Below are 16,517 nucleotides of genomic sequence, written 5' to 3'. Positions count from 1 at the left end.
AAATTTTTCAGGTATAAGTAATTGTTAGGATTTTTCACGAATTAATTTTTCACTTGATGATTGTCATTTTCTTTGTTCATTTTTAGTCTCTCTTTGGCTATTTCTCCCTTTCCCTCAGTTCTGATAGCCCACTATCATCACTTCGTGAAAGAAAGAACTATCTCAAAAATAGATTTAAAAACCTGAACAATAAAAATCCTAACAGTTACTAAGAAAAATATAATGTGGCTAAATGTAATAATTACTTTTTATATTTCCGCTCTCTGAAAAAATATGCTCCCCCCATCACCAATAGCATGAAGATCAACGGAAAGGCAATATTCAGTATGGCATACCTGTCTCTACTTTCGTATGCTGCTGCTTTATTCAATATATACATCTGTTGTTGCTTAGTACGTAAAACCATCAATCGGTCGTCGCCTGTGAGCCAGTTTACGGCATTGACTATAAAATCACGATTTCCGAACTGCGTCTGCGATACTCTGTCGTAGCCCATCGGTATAAGCTGAGAATCGGCACCTTGCCCCTGTATGCCGTTAGATATGATATCAGACGAAGATACCACTATCATTTTCGTGTTTTCACTGCTGAGAGTAGTCTCTTTTCCATTAGACATGACACTATCAGGCATCATGCGGTTAGCGAATACGGAACTAAATTGTCCTTCCATACTCACTGCTACAGGCACGAACGGCTGATCAAAATAACCGGGCATGTTCTGTATCCGCTCCACATCGAAATTTATAGGTTCGGGCACATGTGCTAAATGTGCATTGGCTGAGGAGGTAAGCAATACAGCTTTCTTTATGTCAGGAGAATTATTTACAACATCAATGGAACTGGCAAAACCACCCTTTATATCGCGTATATTCTTTGTCACCGGATGATCGGGCGACGGGATAAGCAACGGCTGATAGAAGCTCGGTATAAGCACTGCCTTATCGACAGCGTCATTTCCGGCCATCACATAAGTAGAAACACATTGCCTGTCCTGTATCAGATCGGCATTTATGCGCACCCCGTAGCTGAAAAGCATATCGTCGAGATTCACATCATTTTTCATACTTGCTGAATATCCTTTTTGTTCCAGTTCCTGATGCGAGTAATAAGCGCCATCGACAAGCCACAGCACTTTCCCGCCATTCATTATATATTGATCGATTACATACTTCTCAGATTCACTATATCGCTTCAATGGACCAGCTATAATTACGGCATCGAATCCGTCCAGTATTCCCTGCTCGTTACCTATCTGCCCACGATTAACTGAATAGTATTTCGACAATAATTCTTCAGCATCGTACACATAGGCTCGTGAAATTTCGTCATGTCCTTCGATGAAAGCTACGTTTTTCGGTTCCTGCTGTCTTAGCAGACGAATAGCGTCTATAAATCCGAATTCGAGATTTTCGATAGAAGCATTCAGATTTTCTTCAGCTGTATTTCCCATTACATTCTTCAATAGGGAAACTATTATCGTATCTTTTCCATTATCGATGCTGGCATACGGATAAATAACCTTGCTACTGGCCTTACCCTCTCTATCCATCTCGTTAAGAACAATGCCTTCCATTCCGGCACTAGCCATTATCTGAGATACATGTTCGGGTGATTTACCCAATATATAAGGAGAAATAAAGCTGACCGACAATTTATTGTCCGCATAGCGATTAAAGTCTGTCAACAGATTGTCTGTCGCATTACGCAAACGCTGAAAACCATAGTTTAGATCACCGGCAAGGTAGACTTCTACTTTTAATTCTGGCTCTTCTTTCACTTGTTCGAGCAACTCGATAGAATAGTCGCTCAGTGTATAACGTTTGTCGGCTGTAAAATCGAATCTGTAATCGGGAATAATAAGTCCTGCAATGTTGATAATTACTAATATAGAGACAAAAATAAGTAATACTTTTTTCCAGTTTCTATCAAGAAAAAAGAATGTCAGCATCCCAAATACAAGGAGATAGTTAACAATAGTAACCAGATCGCTAACCTGTATCACCCCTCGCCCCATTTGTTTGTAATGATAGAGCAGTCCGAATGACGACAGTGAAGTATTTGTTGTACCGAAAAGCAGTTCAAAACCGAAATATGTAAACAGACAAAGCGCTACAGACAGAATAAGTGCAATAATCTGATTACGTGTAACCGATGAGCCGAACAGTCCGATGGAAACGAATACCAAAGTTACTAACAACAAAGAGATATAAGAGGTAAAAACACTTTCGAGGTCGATACTACCCACCGGATTGGCCAACTGATACAACGAATAGACATAAATAAGTGTGGGTAGTAATGTTATGGTTACAAAAGCTAGAGTAGCCAGCATCTTACTGAAATAGACTGCAAACATACTTACCGGACGAGTCAGCAGCACATCGAAAGTCTTCGTCCGTTTTTCTTCCGAGAACAGACGCATGGTAAGAGCAGGAACCAGCATAGATAATGTAATGGGTGCCAATGTGAAAAAACGTCCCATATCAGCATAGCCGCCATCGATAAAATTATAACTCCCTTGAAAAAACCACAACATAGCCCCCATAACCAGTAAGAATGCAAAAGCAAAAAAAGCACCGGTAGCAGAACAAAAAACAGATTTAAATTCTCTGAATATCAAAGCTTTCATATATCTTTGTGGTATTGGCTTTATATAATTATTATATTCTTGTCAATAAGTAATTGAAATATGTTTAATGTAAATGTTCTATTTCATTAGTCGTTTTCCCGCAATGCGATGACTAGGCCTAGTCTGGCGTCAGCCAGCGCCATTAGCTTTATGAGCGGGGCACCCGTAGGGTGAAAAAGGCGTGAAACGAAAACATGTTTGAGCTTGACTGTCAATTCGGGTTATACGAATCAATGAGCGAGTTTTTTCGTTTAGCCTTTAAGCCCTGTAACGGGTCGACCTATAAAGCGTGGCGCAAAAGACTTTTTGATTCCTTTTGCGGCTTTGGGCAAAAGGAATGCAAGCAATTTTAATTGCACGCAGTAAAATAGAACATATAATTTAAATAACCCATATAACAAATCACATCCGGCATCATCCTGAAACAATGACCAAACGAGCGATAAAGATAGTTATTTTATTTGTTCTGATAATCACAATTCTTATCGGTGGATGGTTTATGTACAAAAGGCTGGAATATAACAAGGAATCGTACACAACTAATATATATGACTATATATCGCCACAGTTTTCTGAAGTTATAAATATCAATAAAGAATACAATCTGAGCGAATTATACACCTACGATTCTACACTCGTGGAGCTCACACGCATCCCTGACAGGGAAATATCTTATCCTCTCGTAATCTGTAAACGCAATAATGGTGAGAGGCTCTTAATATCGAAAGCCAAAAGAGGAGAAGCCGGAAATATAATAAAGCATATCGAGGGACATATCGCACAGCCTTTTGCTCCCAAATCGAAAATATACAGGGATGCCAAAATATTGATCTATACCCTGAGTGACAACCGCTTTCTGGCATGCACATTCCATAAAGGTCTGTTTGCGGCAAGCGGGAATTATAAATTGATAGAAGACCTGGTTGGTACTACAGCCGATAATTCTTTTTTCACAGATAGGGAAAATACAGAAATTATAGAAAAAAAACTGGCTTCTGCCCCTGTTTCCATCGCTGTTGGTAATGAAAAGAATCTGCTTATAATGGATTACAAAGCCGATAATGATACAATCAGCCTGAATGGAATTATACTGAAGAAAAACTCATCAGACTCCCTGACCACAGAAAAAGTGCTGACACCATATTTTAATAAACTACCGGATAATCTGTGTATCGACAGATACGATATCTCAGATGAAAATAATCTGCCGGCCTTTCGTGTTATATTAAACAAAATGTATTAATTTGCGTTCTTAATAATATATAAACAGAAAAATACAGATAAAAATGGCGGTTTTAAAAGAATTAAAAGATTTCATGATGCGCGGCAACGTTGTCGATATGGCAGTCGGTGTTATTGTAGGCGGGGCTTTCGGCAAAATAGTATCATCACTGGTAAGCGATATTATCATGCCTCCTATCGGAGTAATGCTGGGCGGAATGAATTTCTCGGAACTGAAAGTAACATTAAAACACGCTGTGGGTGATGCCGCTGCGGTTACAATCAACTATGGTACATTTATTCAGACCATACTCGACTTTCTGATTATAGCTACTGCAATATTCTTTGCCATCAAGGGAATAAACGCCCTGCAAAAGAAGAAAGAAGAAGCTCCGGCCGAACCTGCTGCTCCGAGCAAAGAAGAAACGCTACTGACCGAAATCAGAGACTTACTAAAAGAACAGAACAAACAATAATTAGAATTGGCTGAACATCACAAACTAATCCAACTTTAACATAATTGAGCTATGAAAAAAATTTATCTATCACTTTTATTAGTGGCAACACTAATGCTTTTTGCGGGATGCAGCAGCGTACCCGTAACAGGACGTAAACAATTGTCTCTGGTATCTAATCAGGAGGTGCTAACCCTGAGCTTGCAACAGTATGATGAGTTTATAAAATCGGCACCGATATCTACCGATAAAACAAATACGGCAATGGTGCAAAGAGTAGGAAGAGCTATAGCCAGTGCTGTGGAAAATTATCTTACCAACAATGGTTATGCTAATGAAGTAGCTTCATACGCATGGGAATTTAATCTGGTAAAGAGCACTGATGTAAATGCTTTCTGTATGCCGGGCGGTAAAATCGTAGTGTATGAAGGAATCCTGCCATACACGCAAAACGAAACAGGTTTGGCCGTTGTAATGGGACACGAGGTAGCCCATGCCGTAGCTAAACACGCTAACGAACGCATGAGTAACCAAATGGCTACACAATATGGAACAAGTGCAATAGGGGCAGCTTTGGGCGGAACATCTGCCGCTACGCAACAAATTGCAGCAGCAGCTTTAGGTCTGGGAGCGCAGTACGGTATATTATTACCTTATTCTCGTAAACAAGAATTGGAAGCTGATAAGCTAGGTCTTATCTTTATGGCAATGGCCGGATACGACCCAAGCCAGGCGGCTGCATTCTGGCAACGCATGTCGCAACAGGGAGGCAGCACTCCGGAGTTTATGAGCACTCACCCTTCAGATAATACACGTATTCAACAAATACAAAAAGACCTGCCTGAGGCTCTGAAATACTACAAGGGAGCAGGCGTAGGCACTACTAATTCTGCCAAGACATCAAATCAGTGGAAGTTCTGATTTTTAGCTATAAAGAGGAGAGCCTGAAAGATTTTTCTTTCAGGCTCTCCTCTTTATAGTTCAGTTATTTATTTTTTGTTCTTTACATATTTTTCGAGCCACTGATCTTGTTCCCATAGCAGGTGAAGCACTGACTCTTTAGCAGCATATCCATGACTCTCTTTAGGCAGGATAACCAGACGAACCGGCGCTCCAAAACCTTTCAACGCATTGAAATAACGTTCACTCTGCATAGTGTGTGTGCCCGAATTGTTGTCGTCTCCACCATGCACCAGCAGCATCGGGGTCTTCATTTTGTCGACGTGCATAAACGGCGACATCGCATTATACACATCGGGAGCTTCCCAATAATTACGTTCCTCAGCCTGAAAACCGAAAGGTGTAAGCGTTCTGTTATAAGCTCCACTACGTGCTATTCCGGCAGCAAACAGGTCTGAGTGTGTCAACAGGTTAGCTGTCATGAATGCTCCGTATGAGTGACCTCCTACTGCTACGCGTGTACGATCGACATACCCCATAGAATCGACAGCATCGATGGCTGCTTTTGCATTAGCTACCAACTGCGATATAAATGTATCGTTAGGTTCGGCATCTCCCTCCCCCACAATAGGGAAAGCAGCATCGTCGAGAATAGCATACCCGCGCATCACCCAATAGATAGGCGAGCCATAATACGGATATACAAATTCATTCGGATTTGTTGTATTTTGTCCGGCACTGCTCTTGTCCTTGTATTCGGTAGGATAAGCCCACATTACCAATGGCAGCTTCTCTTTCTTCTGCATGTCGTATCCGGCAGGCAAATATAATGTACCTGTTAGCTCTACACCGTCGGGACGTTTATATTTAATAACTTCCTTATATACATTGGCTATGCTCTTGAACGGATTATCGAAATGGGTAATCGCCACAGGAGCTATCCGTTTCATTGTGTTCAGTATATAATAGTTCGGATATTCGGTTGCAGACTGCATACGTACCAGATACTCGCCACGCTTAGCATCTATGATAGATATTATATCAAGCTTCTTATCGGTATAGTTAGACTGGTAAAGACGTTTCGAAAGCTTCGTCTTCAGGTCGAGTTCGTCCACAAACGGGAATTGCCCTTTTTCGGTATAGCCCTCTCCTATCAGATAAGCCTTGTTTCCGTCCAGATTGAGCACATACCGTCCGTATTCGTTCCTTTTGGTATCGAATGAGCCCGGATCACTATATACATCCTGATAATTGCGGTCAGATAATATTGCCGGCTGCTGCTTAGGGTCTGACGGATTGAACAGATAGGTCTTCACATTTCGTGTATTCCACCAGTTATCATACAAGATAGCTATGGTTTCGTTACCCCACACAATACCGCCATAGCGATTGATTGTTTTTGCCAGACTTACTGGTTGTGCGGTAAAAGGTGCTGAGAGTTCAAACAGCTCATCGCGGTAATCAACTTTTGTTTCAGGGTCTCCGCCATCCAATGCTTCTACCCAATACAATGTAGACGGTTTATCTGCCCGCCACGATATACCACGCTTGCCTGTGCTGGTAGCCATAAAGCCTTTCGGAAGCACCTCCCTCAAGGGACTATCGTTAAACTTGCTGACCAGTTTTCCTTCGGTATCATATATATTAGTCATTACCGGAAACCGGTTGATAGGTACAATATAAGAATATGGCCGATGTATAGTGTTTATGAGTATATAAGTACCATCAGGTGAAAATGTCTCTCCCGAATACATATCTTTCCCCTTCCACAATGTCTTGTTTCCGGACAAATCTACTTTATACAATTCTGATGTCACCAAAGCTTCAAAATTGGCCTCATCGGTAGCATTCTGCAATAAATCCTGATAAGTACGATTTTGGGCTTTAGCACCTTTTTCACTTACCGAAACTGTTGGGCCTGTAGGAATAGCAGCTTTTGCATCTACCAGAGCAGGCTTATCAGCCGGTAAAACTCTTACAAGAAAAGAGCCATTGTCTCTGAACCATGTATAAGGATTACCCAAATTAGCATTCAGATTGGCATCGGTCAATCGCACAGCCTTTCCTGTAGCAAATTCCATATACCATAGTTCGACGCCTGTTGCCGTCGTATTGGTAAAGGCTATCTTGGTTTCGTCGGGCGACCACGACACATTCGATATTTTCGCATCGGCAGGTAAGCCTTCCACCTGTTTAGCGTCCGGTTCGTTTATCAGTTTATACTTAAGATTATTCACATAAGTAATAGTACTCGATATGTTTGTAACAGAATTGATACGCAGTCCGGCCAGACGCATTTCTTTCTCGGAAAGGTCAGCCAGTGTTTTATACGTATTCCTGTACTGGAATATCATCTTAGTTCGTTTACTGTCCATCAACAATGTTGGTGCCCGTTCGAAGTCGGCAAGATCGAGTATTTCTTTCGGCGGTTTTTGATATACAAGTTCTTCTTGTGCAACCAGATTTAAGGTTATAGTAAGAATAGAAACCAGAAGTAATAATTTTTTCATAATAAGACGTATTATATTAATTTCCCTTTATCTATATAATGAATTATCAAAAATACACATTATTTTTATTAACGGTTGTTATCAAGTTCGAAATTATGGATTGGCCGGATTGAAAAATAGCTCTTTAAAGTGGTGGGGAAATGTGTCAGAGATGTCGGGTTTTAGTTAAAATTATCTCACACCAACCCTCTCAGAAGGGAGAGAGTTGCAAAACACTGAAAAAGGAATGCTGCAGGGGCGAACCCCATGTGTTCGCCCGAATATCGGATAAATGGGCAGCCACACAGGTCTGCCCCTACGAGAGAAAAAAGAAAATTTCAAACTAGCAGGCTAGTAGACTAAAGACTCGTAAACTTGTACAACTTTGTAAGCTTTTAGTTAAAATTACTCCTATCACTAATTCAGGTATCAGTATTGTTTTTATACAAAATAAGAGTGCCAATCAAATTAAACCAGTTACTTACATATGACCGGATCATACAATAAATTTGTATTAAGCTCAAAAAAAGATTTATATTTACATATTGAATAATATACTACACTAAAAAAAATATATGAAAAAAGTTTTCGTCAGCGGGTGTTACGATATGCTTCATAGCGGACATGTAGCCTTTTTCGAAGAGGCAGCAACATACGGCGACTTGTACGTAGGCATCGGTTCGGATAAAACGGTAAATGAACTGAAAGCCCGCAAGACTTTCAACAATGAGCAGGAACGCCTTTATATGATAAAGGCTCTGAAATCGGTAAAGGATGCATGGGTGAATACAGGAAGTGGACTTATTGATTTTCTGGAGGAACTGAAAACCTTAAAGCCTGACATCTTTTTTGTAAATAGTGATGGACATAGCGCACTCAAAGAAGAACTTTGCAGGGAACTCGGCATACAATATGTTGTAAGCAAACGCATACCTCACGAAAATCTCCCATCGAGGTCGACGACAGCCCTACGCGAAGAATGCAGAATCCCTTACCGGATCGATCTGGCAGGAGGATGGCTCGACCAACCCTCTGTGAGTACCTTGTACGCGGGGCCTGTGCTCACTATTTCGGTAGAGCCCGATTATGAATTTAACGATCGGAGCGGGATGTCTACCAGTTCGCGTAAGAAAGCAATAGAGCTCTGGCAGATAGATATTCCGGCAGGGAATAAGGAAAAGCTGGCTAAAACACTTTTTTGTTACGAAAATCCTCCGGGAACGAAATATGTAAGCGGTTCGCAAGATTCGCTGGGTATAGTGATGCCGGGACTCAACAGGCTGCATTATAACGGAGATTTCTGGCCTACGGAAATTGAGAATGTATTGGATGACGACCTGCTAAACTGGATTGAAAAACATTTGTGGCTTGTACCGTTGTATCCCCGCCATTGCGATTACGATGTATTGTCGGATACAAATATAACTCCGGATAATGCAAAAAAACTCAGTGATGCGGCTATTGCATGCTGGGAAGCGTTGAAACAGAAAGACCTGAAACTTTTCGGCACTGCGGTACGCAACAGTTTTGAAGCGCAAATAACGATGTATCCGCATATGGTCAACAAAGATGTCTTCGATATCATAGACAAGTATAAGGATAAAGCTATGGGGTGGAAACTGAGCGGAGCAGGTGGCGGCGGCTATTTTATTATTGTGAATGATAAACCTATCGACAATGCAATACAGATACGCATACGCAGAGGTGAATAACATAAAACACTGAAATAAAGCGCAATAAACAGCAAGGATATCCATCAAGGATATCCATCAAGGATATTCATATATATATATTATGATATTTATATAAATAATTAACTATTTCTATCAAACATTTTATGCTCAATATCCGTTATAACGGAGTGTAGTTTTGTAAAGTTTGTGTTAAGGTTAAGGAAGTCTGCGATGTGATGTTGCGGGCTTCTTCTTTTTATCAGGGTTTTGCCATTGCTTTACTCCGCATGTCGGGAGGCATCTTCTCTATAGCATAGCGAAGGGATGTTCGCGACATCATGGATTTCTTAGACATTACGTATTCAAATACTTCATCGCGATAGCGTTCACTGGCAGCTTTCAGCATCCATCCATATCCTTTCTGCACCAGATCGTCCTTATCCGTCAGCAAAGTATCGGCAATGTCGAATATATCGGACAGAAACATGCCTTTGCGTGCAGGAATGATCAATGTTACCGCAGCTGAACGTTTTACCCAACGGTTTTCTGATAAAGCCCAGCGTTTCAGTTCCGGTATATAATCGGGATACATTTCTATAAATGTGCCAACAGTATGATTGCAAAGGGTATCGCATGACGCCCAGTTGCTTACATAATGATTTACCCAGTCATCGAAAATCTTAAAATCAGCAGGTTCATATAACTTGTTGATATAGTATGACAGATTGCAGGCAATAAAAGATTCTTCCAGATATCCGGACTTCCACAGGGTAGTACACAAAGTAAAGATATCTTTCTTACTTCCAGTCTTTATTACAGCAAATACTTCTTTACTGATCTTATTCACCTGCGGAACTCTGACACCATAGAATTTTATCTCCTCTCTGAAATAATTTTGCGAGGTTGCTTTTGTTTTATCATCGGCACTATCGATCAATGCCTGACGAATATCCGATAAAATATTCTCCATATACTCAGTAAATTTTTGCATTAAAATAAAGAATATTTATCTATATATAAAAATGAAGAATGAAAAATAGAGAAAAAATTAAAAAAGAAAAATCCTTCCGCAAAAACGGAAGGATTATATATTGTTTGACAAACAAGAATAAAGAAATTATCTGTAATCTTTCAGTATTTCCTGTAATCTTTTACGGGCAAAAAAGATACGGCTCTTTACTGTACCTAATGGAAGTTTTAGTTTTTCTGCTATTTCTTCGTACTTATATCCGGAAACGTGCATTGAGAAAGGAACGCGATATTCGTCAGCAAAACTATCCAATACCTTGTTTATTTCGGCGTAAGCAATGGAGCCTTCGGGAGTATCGAATCCTGAATCCTGAGGTAAATTCAGATGATAAAGATTATCTGTTTGGTCTACGATTGTCTGATTGCGTACTGCACGTCGATAATTATTTACAAATAGATTGTGCATAATAGTGAATACCCATCCTTTGAAGTTTACATTATCATAATATTTCTCTATATTGTTTAATGCTTTCAGAGTTGTCTCCTGAGTCAGGTCTTGCGCCTCATCCATGTTAGCAGTAAGCTTTAGTGCAAAATTCAACATGTTACCTTGTAATTGCACCAAATTTGATTCCAGTACTCTTTTAGTTGCTTTTGTCATCATACTTTTTATCTTTTTCTTACAACTCACGTCGTAAATATTAACAGCACAAAGATATTAACAATTGTCGAATTAATTGCAATAACAACTGGATATCGTTAAACACAATTTCCGAAAACGTTTGCAATAAAACACAAACAACTGAATAACAAACAATTAATTAAAAATAAAATTAACAACATAACCCATAAAGATTGTCTATATATTAATTTAACAACTATCAATAATTGTATATATGAGAAAATCCACCTATTTTTATTTCACACTATATACCCGGCGAAGATCTTTGATAAATTCGTCCACTACCCGCTCAGGAGTTGCCCACGATGTAATCAGCCGGACAGCAGAACGATCCTCGTCCACAACGCTCCATATAAGAAAGCCATAATCTTTCTGCAAGAGAGTAATCATAGCATTGGACAAGACCGGAAACAGTTGGTTAGTATCCGAATCTATCAACAACGGGCACCCGAGTTGCTTAAAGGCACAGGCTAACCGGGAAGCCATTTTATTCGCATGATCGGCCAATTCAAATATAAGGTTATCCTGCAACAGTTGTTCAAACTGTATTCCGATAGTGCGCCCTTTGGCGGAGAGCGCTCCGCGTTGCTTAAGGTGGTATTTGAAGTCTTGCTTCAGGTCTGGATTAGAAATCACAATCGCTTCACCCAACATAGCTCCGCACTTTGTTCCCCCGATATAAAATACATCTGTATATCGCGCTATATCAGCCAGAGTCAGATCGTTGGAAGGTGCGGTTAACGCCATTGGCAATCGGGCTCCATCCATAAACAGAATCAGATTGTTTGCTTTGCTGAACTCATACAGGTCTATCAGTTCCTGCTTGGTATATACAGTACCTAACTCTGTAGAATTGGATATATATACGGCCCGTGTACGCACCAAATGATGTCCCCGTGCCTTATTCAGGAAAGGAACAATATCAGCCGGACGTAGCTTACCATCGACAGTAGGAGCTGCTTCTACTTTATGTCCGGTAGCCTCTATCGCCCCTGCCTCGTTGGTATAGATATGTCCTGTAGTTGCAGCCACAACCGACTCGAAAGGACGGAGAACTGAGGCCAGCACAACAAGATTGGCCATCGTGCCTCCTGCCACCATATGGACATCAATATCTGTATTACCTGCCAACCGGCGGATAGTATCACTTGCATTACAGGTATGGCTATCATCGCCATATCCGGCCTGCTGAATAAGATTTGTATGGGCTAACGCCTCCAGAATACGAGGATGACAACCTTCGCTGTAATCGTTTGCAAAACTATACTTCATTGTTTTATACTATTACTGTAGTGCAAAAGTAATAGCTTCTGTCATAAAAAATGAGTTAAAAGCAAAATAATCAATAGGTATTATTATCTACTCCGATTGAGTAAGTATTCATACCATCATCCTATACCCCGATACGATACCTCTATTGACCAATGCCTGCAATACAGTATAATCATGGTCTCTTTTGGCTTTTTTACCATGAGCCAAAGCACAGACCCGGAGTACTCCACAACCATTTTGGGTTGCTATTTCTGAATACGCCTTCTTATTATTACTAAACAGGTAAGTAATTAAGTTTTTCATAGGCTTAACTTATTAATATACTACTTCAAGACTTCCTGCTACAAAGATAGGATTAAATGACCTGTTATAACAAAAATATTAAGATGAAAAATGTAATAAAGCCTACGTTTATTCGCACTTTTGACATATTCAGGCACTGTTTGCTTTTTTTATGACAAAACAAGGCCACTCCTGTTAGAGTAGCCCCATTATAACAATATCAGAATAACCTGTATTATCTCTTTATGCCATTTCGTTTCAGCAGAGCATCTACCGTAGGTTCCTGTCCTCTGAATTTTACATACAGGCTCATTGGTTCCTCTGTATTCCCTCTTTCCAGAATATTTTTGCGGAACGACTTAGCTGTTTCCTTATTGAAGATACCTGTTTCTTTAAATAATGCGTATGCATCGGCATCCAATACTTCTGCCCACTTGTACCCATAATATCCGGCAGCATAACCACCCGAAAATATATGACCGAATGATGTAGACATAGCCGTACCATCAATTACCGGAAGCAGTGCCGTTTTACTCATCGCATTTCGCTCGAATGCAATCACATCTCCGTCATAAGCTGAATTGAGTGTGTGCCACGCCATATCCAGATAACCGAACGAAAGCTGGCGATAGCACAGGTAACCGGCATTGTAATTAGCGGCATCAACCAGTTTTTGAACAAGCTCGGCAGGTATTTTCTCACCTGTCTTGTAATGCACTGCAAATTTATCCAGATATTCTTTCTCAGTCAACCAGTTCTCCATTATCTGGGAAGGCAACTCCACAAAATCGTGTAGTACATTTGTACCCGACAGCGTTTCATACGTACATTTGGTAAGTATGCCATGAAGGGCATGACCAAATTCGTGAAGGAATGTCTCTACTTCATCAAATGTAAGCAATGCCGGTTCTGTTTCTGTTGGGCGGGTAAAATTCATCACAATGGCAACAAACGGACGCGAGTCTACACCTTTTTCTACATATTGACCTTTAAACTCGGTCATCCATGCTCCCTGTCTTTTACCTTCGCGCGGGTGAAAATCGGTGTATAATACTGCCAGATATTTTCCATTCTCATCTAACACATCAAAAGCCTCCACTTCGGAATGGTAAACCGGAATTTCTGTATTTTTCTTAAATGTAATGCCATACAAGTCTGTAGCCAAACCGAAAACGCCTTTCTTTACATTCTCCAGTTCAAAATAAGGACGCACCAATTCATCACTGACGCTATATTTGGCATCTTTCAGTTTCTCTGAATAATATGACCAGTCCCAAGGCTTAATATCTATACTCTTGCCTTCCATATCTAGAGCAAACTGCTGCACCATCTGTACATCCTGACGGGCGGCACTGCCATAAGCATCGAACAGATCGTTAAGCAAGCCATATACATGCTCTTTATCTTTAGCCATCTTATTGCGCAGCACATAGGTTGCATAATCCGGATAGCCGAGCAAATTTGCTATCTCCATACGGGTCTTCGCTATCTCTCTTACATTATTCTGATTATCAAACTCACCTCCGGCCACACATTGTGTAGTATAGGCCAGATATAGCTTCTCGCGCAGATCGCGACGCGACGAATATTTCATAAAAGCAATATAGCTAGGCGCTGACAGATCAAACATCCAACCTTCTTTGTCTTTCGCCTTAGCCTTTGCTGCGGCAGCATCTTTTACCATTTGAGGCAACCCTGCCAGATCAGCCTCGTCTGTAAGCAGCATTTCATATTTATTATTTTCTTTCAAGGCATTCTGTCCAAAGGTCAGAGTCAGCTGGCTTAGTCTTGTCGATAATTCTTTGTATTTATCCCTGTCATTCCCCGTAAGGGTAGCACCACTGTTTTCAAACCCGATGTATATTTTTTCCACAAGGCGGATTTGTTCCGGATTCAGATTCGATTCGTTCCGTTTATCATACACTGCCTTAACTTTCTGAAACAAGCCCTCGTTCAGGTTAATCTCATTTGAGTGAGCCGAAAGTTTTGGCTGAATACGTTGTGCTATTTCCAGCATTTCGTCATCGCTCTCGGCACTCAACAGGTTAAAGAATACAGAAGCGACACGCGACAGAAGTTTCCCTGACTCTTCAAAGCGCACTATTGTATTCTCGAAAGTAGGCACTGAACGGACCAGTACAATACTGTTGATCTCGGCCTGATGCTCTGCAATCGCTTTATCTATGGCCGGTTCGTAATGCTCATTCTTTATCTCATTGAATGGCGGAGTTTCATAAGGGGTTTTATAAGCCGAGAAAAACGGGTTTTGAGCTTCTATTGTTGTCATTATCATTATTAATATTAAACATGAAATAATTATTCTCTTCATAATCATAGATATTTATATATAGGGTTAAACAACTTATTATATAGTAGTTAATTGATTATATGAATATACCGGCACACAAAATTTTAACTAAAATGTAACGAATGTAACGTCTTTTGCTACTTTTTTATAATCACTACTTTTTTGTTGTACCAATTTTGTCAACCATTGACTAAACATATACTATTGATAAACTTTTATCATTTACTTTACATTATCTCCATTGCGTAACTTCATCAGCAGAAAAGCGTATCGAATCTTTTCCTTTTTCGTCCGCTTTCCCTATCGATAAGAGTAACACAGGAATATAACGTTTGGCATCCAACCCCAGCGCTTCGGTCAGTTCCTTTCGCATAAACCCACCGATAGGATTGGTGTCATAGCCGTAGCCTTTAGCCGCCAACATCATCTGCATACCCACAAATCCACAATCGAGAAGGATCGAATTACGCAGACGCTCTTCTGTGTATTGTGCACCGTATGAATGGATCATCTCCAACATCTTCACTTTATATTCTTCGGGCACGAGCTTATGCTCCACCGCTGCTCCATATATATCGTCAGCATAAGAAAAATTCTCCATGTCTCCGTAGATAGCTATTATGGCAGATGAAGTTTCCCACTGTTGCATGTTAAACATCATAAAAGGTTTTATCAATTCCTTTCCTTCAGGAGTATCGAATACCCAGAAACGCCATGGCTGCAGGTTTAATGAAGATGGAGCTGTCATTGCATCCTGCAAGATATCGGCTATCTCTTTTCTGCTTATTTTTACCGATTTGTCATACTTTCTGACCGATGTACGGGCTGTAAACAGACCATTCTCATCATTATTAACTTTCTTTAATTGCATAAATTTTGTTTTGTCAATACTACAATAGAAACAAACAAAGTTATAAAACTAATCTAAAAGTTTTATCTTTGCCGATTAAATAATGATTATACAATAAACAGGCCTTACAAAAGTTTACACTCTCGAATATACTTTTTTTAATGATTTTTCGTTATTTATTAACTAAGATAATTAGAACGCGGTTATGATCGATTATATAAAAGGAGAAATCACCGAGTTGACTCCAACATCAGTTAGTCTGGAAACATATGGCATCGGATATTTTATAAATATATCCCTCAATACATACACAAGCCTTTCAGGCAAAAAAGACGCAAAGCTTTATATATACGAAGCTATAAGGGAAGACGCACATGTACTGTTCGGCTTTGTCGACAAGCAGGAACGCGAAATGTTCTTGCTGCTCATCAGTGTTTCCGGCATAGGTGCAGGCACAGCACGCATGATGCTGTCGTCGCTGAATACACAGGAGCTTGCCAATGTAATTGCTTCGGGCAATGCCGATATGCTGAAAACAGTAAAAGGCATAGGCATGAAAACTGCACAGCGTGTGATTATCGACCTCAAGGACAAGATAAAGACTACAGGAATAGAACACGCTGAGCTGACCACTTTCTCTAGTCAGGCCGGAGAAGAAGCTGTAGCCGCTCTTGTAATGCTAGGTTTCCCTCAGCAGGCATCGCAGAAAGCCGTTTCAAAGATATTGAAAGATAAACCCGACTCCGTAGTCGAACAAATCATCAAGGCAGCATTAAAAATGCTCTAACGA

Annotated in this window: 13 protein-coding genes; 5 read left to right on the top strand and 8 right to left on the bottom strand. The window is 40.3% G+C overall.

Annotated elements, in window-relative coordinates; translation table 11 throughout:
• Window positions 1-241: 241 nt before the first annotated feature.
• Window positions 242-2,626: a gliding motility-associated ABC transporter substrate-binding protein GldG gene (gldG, locus tag M2448_RS10140; RefSeq protein WP_280646090.1), complete on the bottom strand. Its 2,385-nt coding sequence runs from the start codon at window positions 2,624-2,626 to the stop codon at window positions 242-244.
• A gap of 427 nt (window positions 2,627-3,053) precedes the next feature.
• Between gldG and M2448_RS10135 the strand changes: the two genes are divergently transcribed.
• From M2448_RS10135 to M2448_RS10125, 3 genes are read left to right on the top strand one after another with little or no spacing between them, the layout of a single operon-like run.
• Window positions 3,054-3,869: a hypothetical protein gene (locus M2448_RS10135; RefSeq protein WP_280646091.1), complete on the top strand. Its 816-nt coding sequence runs from the start codon at window positions 3,054-3,056 to the stop codon at window positions 3,867-3,869.
• 43 nt (window positions 3,870-3,912) lie between these two features.
• Entirely contained in the window at window positions 3,913-4,323 is a 411-nt protein-coding gene (mscL, locus tag M2448_RS10130; RefSeq protein ID WP_280646092.1) for a large-conductance mechanosensitive channel protein MscL, read from the top strand.
• Between the two features lie 51 nt (window positions 4,324-4,374).
• Window positions 4,375-5,223, top strand: coding sequence for a M48 family metalloprotease (locus tag M2448_RS10125; RefSeq protein WP_280646093.1), 849 nt, complete (start codon window positions 4,375-4,377; stop codon window positions 5,221-5,223).
• A gap of 68 nt (window positions 5,224-5,291) precedes the next feature.
• Here M2448_RS10125 and M2448_RS10120 read toward each other — a convergent pair whose 3' ends face one another.
• Complete coding sequence (locus M2448_RS10120) at window positions 5,292-7,712, bottom strand: prolyl oligopeptidase family serine peptidase (RefSeq protein WP_280646094.1); 2,421 nt, start codon at window positions 7,710-7,712, stop codon at window positions 5,292-5,294.
• Window positions 7,713-8,266: 554 nt separating this feature from the next.
• Here M2448_RS10120 and M2448_RS10115 point away from each other — a divergent pair.
• Window positions 8,267-9,403, top strand: coding sequence for an adenylyltransferase/cytidyltransferase family protein (locus M2448_RS10115; protein WP_280646095.1), 1,137 nt, complete (start codon window positions 8,267-8,269; stop codon window positions 9,401-9,403).
• A 220-nt stretch (window positions 9,404-9,623) separates the two neighbouring features.
• On the opposite strand, the gene M2448_RS10110 is transcribed toward M2448_RS10115, so the two are convergent.
• The 6 genes from M2448_RS10110 to M2448_RS10085 form a co-directional block, all read right to left on the bottom strand.
• Window positions 9,624-10,334 carry a DNA alkylation repair protein gene (locus M2448_RS10110; RefSeq protein ID WP_280646096.1) on the bottom strand — a complete coding sequence of 237 codons (711 nt, stop codon included), beginning with the start codon at window positions 10,332-10,334 and terminating at the stop codon, window positions 9,624-9,626.
• A 147-nt stretch (window positions 10,335-10,481) separates the two neighbouring features.
• Window positions 10,482-10,994: an RNA polymerase sigma factor gene (locus M2448_RS10105; protein WP_280646163.1), complete on the bottom strand. Its 513-nt coding sequence runs from the start codon at window positions 10,992-10,994 to the stop codon at window positions 10,482-10,484.
• A 255-nt stretch (window positions 10,995-11,249) separates the two neighbouring features.
• Window positions 11,250-12,287: a beta-eliminating lyase-related protein gene (locus M2448_RS10100; RefSeq protein WP_280646097.1), complete on the bottom strand. Its 1,038-nt coding sequence runs from the start codon at window positions 12,285-12,287 to the stop codon at window positions 11,250-11,252.
• A gap of 108 nt (window positions 12,288-12,395) precedes the next feature.
• Window positions 12,396-12,590 (bottom strand): hypothetical protein, encoded by a 195-nt coding sequence (locus M2448_RS10095; RefSeq protein WP_280646098.1) that lies wholly within the window; start codon window positions 12,588-12,590, stop codon window positions 12,396-12,398.
• 214 nt (window positions 12,591-12,804) lie between these two features.
• Window positions 12,805-14,898 (bottom strand): M3 family metallopeptidase, encoded by a 2,094-nt coding sequence (locus tag M2448_RS10090; RefSeq protein ID WP_280646099.1) that lies wholly within the window; start codon window positions 14,896-14,898, stop codon window positions 12,805-12,807.
• 211 nt (window positions 14,899-15,109) lie between these two features.
• Window positions 15,110-15,748 (bottom strand): nitroreductase family protein, encoded by a 639-nt coding sequence (locus M2448_RS10085; RefSeq protein WP_280646100.1) that lies wholly within the window; start codon window positions 15,746-15,748, stop codon window positions 15,110-15,112.
• 184 nt (window positions 15,749-15,932) lie between these two features.
• Here M2448_RS10085 and ruvA point away from each other — a divergent pair, with 184 nt between their 5' ends.
• A complete protein-coding gene (gene ruvA, locus M2448_RS10080) occupies window positions 15,933-16,514 on the top strand; it encodes a Holliday junction branch migration protein RuvA (protein WP_280646101.1) in 582 nt (193 codons plus the stop codon).
• The last annotated feature ends 3 nt before the right edge of the window (window positions 16,515-16,517 follow it).

Source organism: Dysgonomonas sp. PF1-14, assembly GCF_029892965.1.
Taxonomy (GTDB): Bacteria; Bacteroidota; Bacteroidia; order Bacteroidales; family Dysgonomonadaceae; genus Dysgonomonas.
The sequence above is the reverse complement of the archived record's forward strand: the minus strand, read 5'-3'. Positions and strand labels throughout refer to the sequence as shown.

What these genes read in the sequence shown, in the direction of transcription:
- M2448_RS10120 (WP_280646094.1), bottom strand. Translation starts at nt 7,712, where the DNA reads ATGAAAAAATTATTACTTCTGGTTTCTATTCTTACTATAACCTTAAAT.
- gldG (WP_280646090.1), bottom strand. Translation starts at nt 2,626, where the DNA reads ATGAAAGCTTTGATATTCAGAGAATTTAAATCTGTTTTTTGTTCTGCT.
- M2448_RS10095 (WP_280646098.1), bottom strand. Translation starts at nt 12,590, where the DNA reads ATGAAAAACTTAATTACTTACCTGTTTAGTAATAATAAGAAGGCGTAT.
- M2448_RS10090 (WP_280646099.1), bottom strand. Translation starts at nt 14,898, where the DNA reads ATGAAGAGAATAATTATTTCATGTTTAATATTAATAATGATAATGACA.
- M2448_RS10125 (WP_280646093.1), top strand. Translation starts at nt 4,375, where the DNA reads ATGAAAAAAATTTATCTATCACTTTTATTAGTGGCAACACTAATGCTT.
- M2448_RS10115 (WP_280646095.1), top strand. Translation starts at nt 8,267, where the DNA reads ATGAAAAAAGTTTTCGTCAGCGGGTGTTACGATATGCTTCATAGCGGA.
- M2448_RS10100 (WP_280646097.1), bottom strand. Translation starts at nt 12,287, where the DNA reads ATGAAGTATAGTTTTGCAAACGATTACAGCGAAGGTTGTCATCCTCGT.
- M2448_RS10105 (WP_280646163.1), bottom strand. Translation starts at nt 10,994, where the DNA reads ATGACAAAAGCAACTAAAAGAGTACTGGAATCAAATTTGGTGCAATTA.
- mscL (WP_280646092.1), top strand. Translation starts at nt 3,913, where the DNA reads ATGGCGGTTTTAAAAGAATTAAAAGATTTCATGATGCGCGGCAACGTT.
- ruvA (WP_280646101.1), top strand. Translation starts at nt 15,933, where the DNA reads ATGATCGATTATATAAAAGGAGAAATCACCGAGTTGACTCCAACATCA.
- M2448_RS10110 (WP_280646096.1), bottom strand. Translation starts at nt 10,334, where the DNA reads ATGGAGAATATTTTATCGGATATTCGTCAGGCATTGATCGATAGTGCC.
- M2448_RS10135 (WP_280646091.1), top strand. Translation starts at nt 3,054, where the DNA reads ATGACCAAACGAGCGATAAAGATAGTTATTTTATTTGTTCTGATAATC.
- M2448_RS10085 (WP_280646100.1), bottom strand. Translation starts at nt 15,748, where the DNA reads ATGCAATTAAAGAAAGTTAATAATGATGAGAATGGTCTGTTTACAGCC.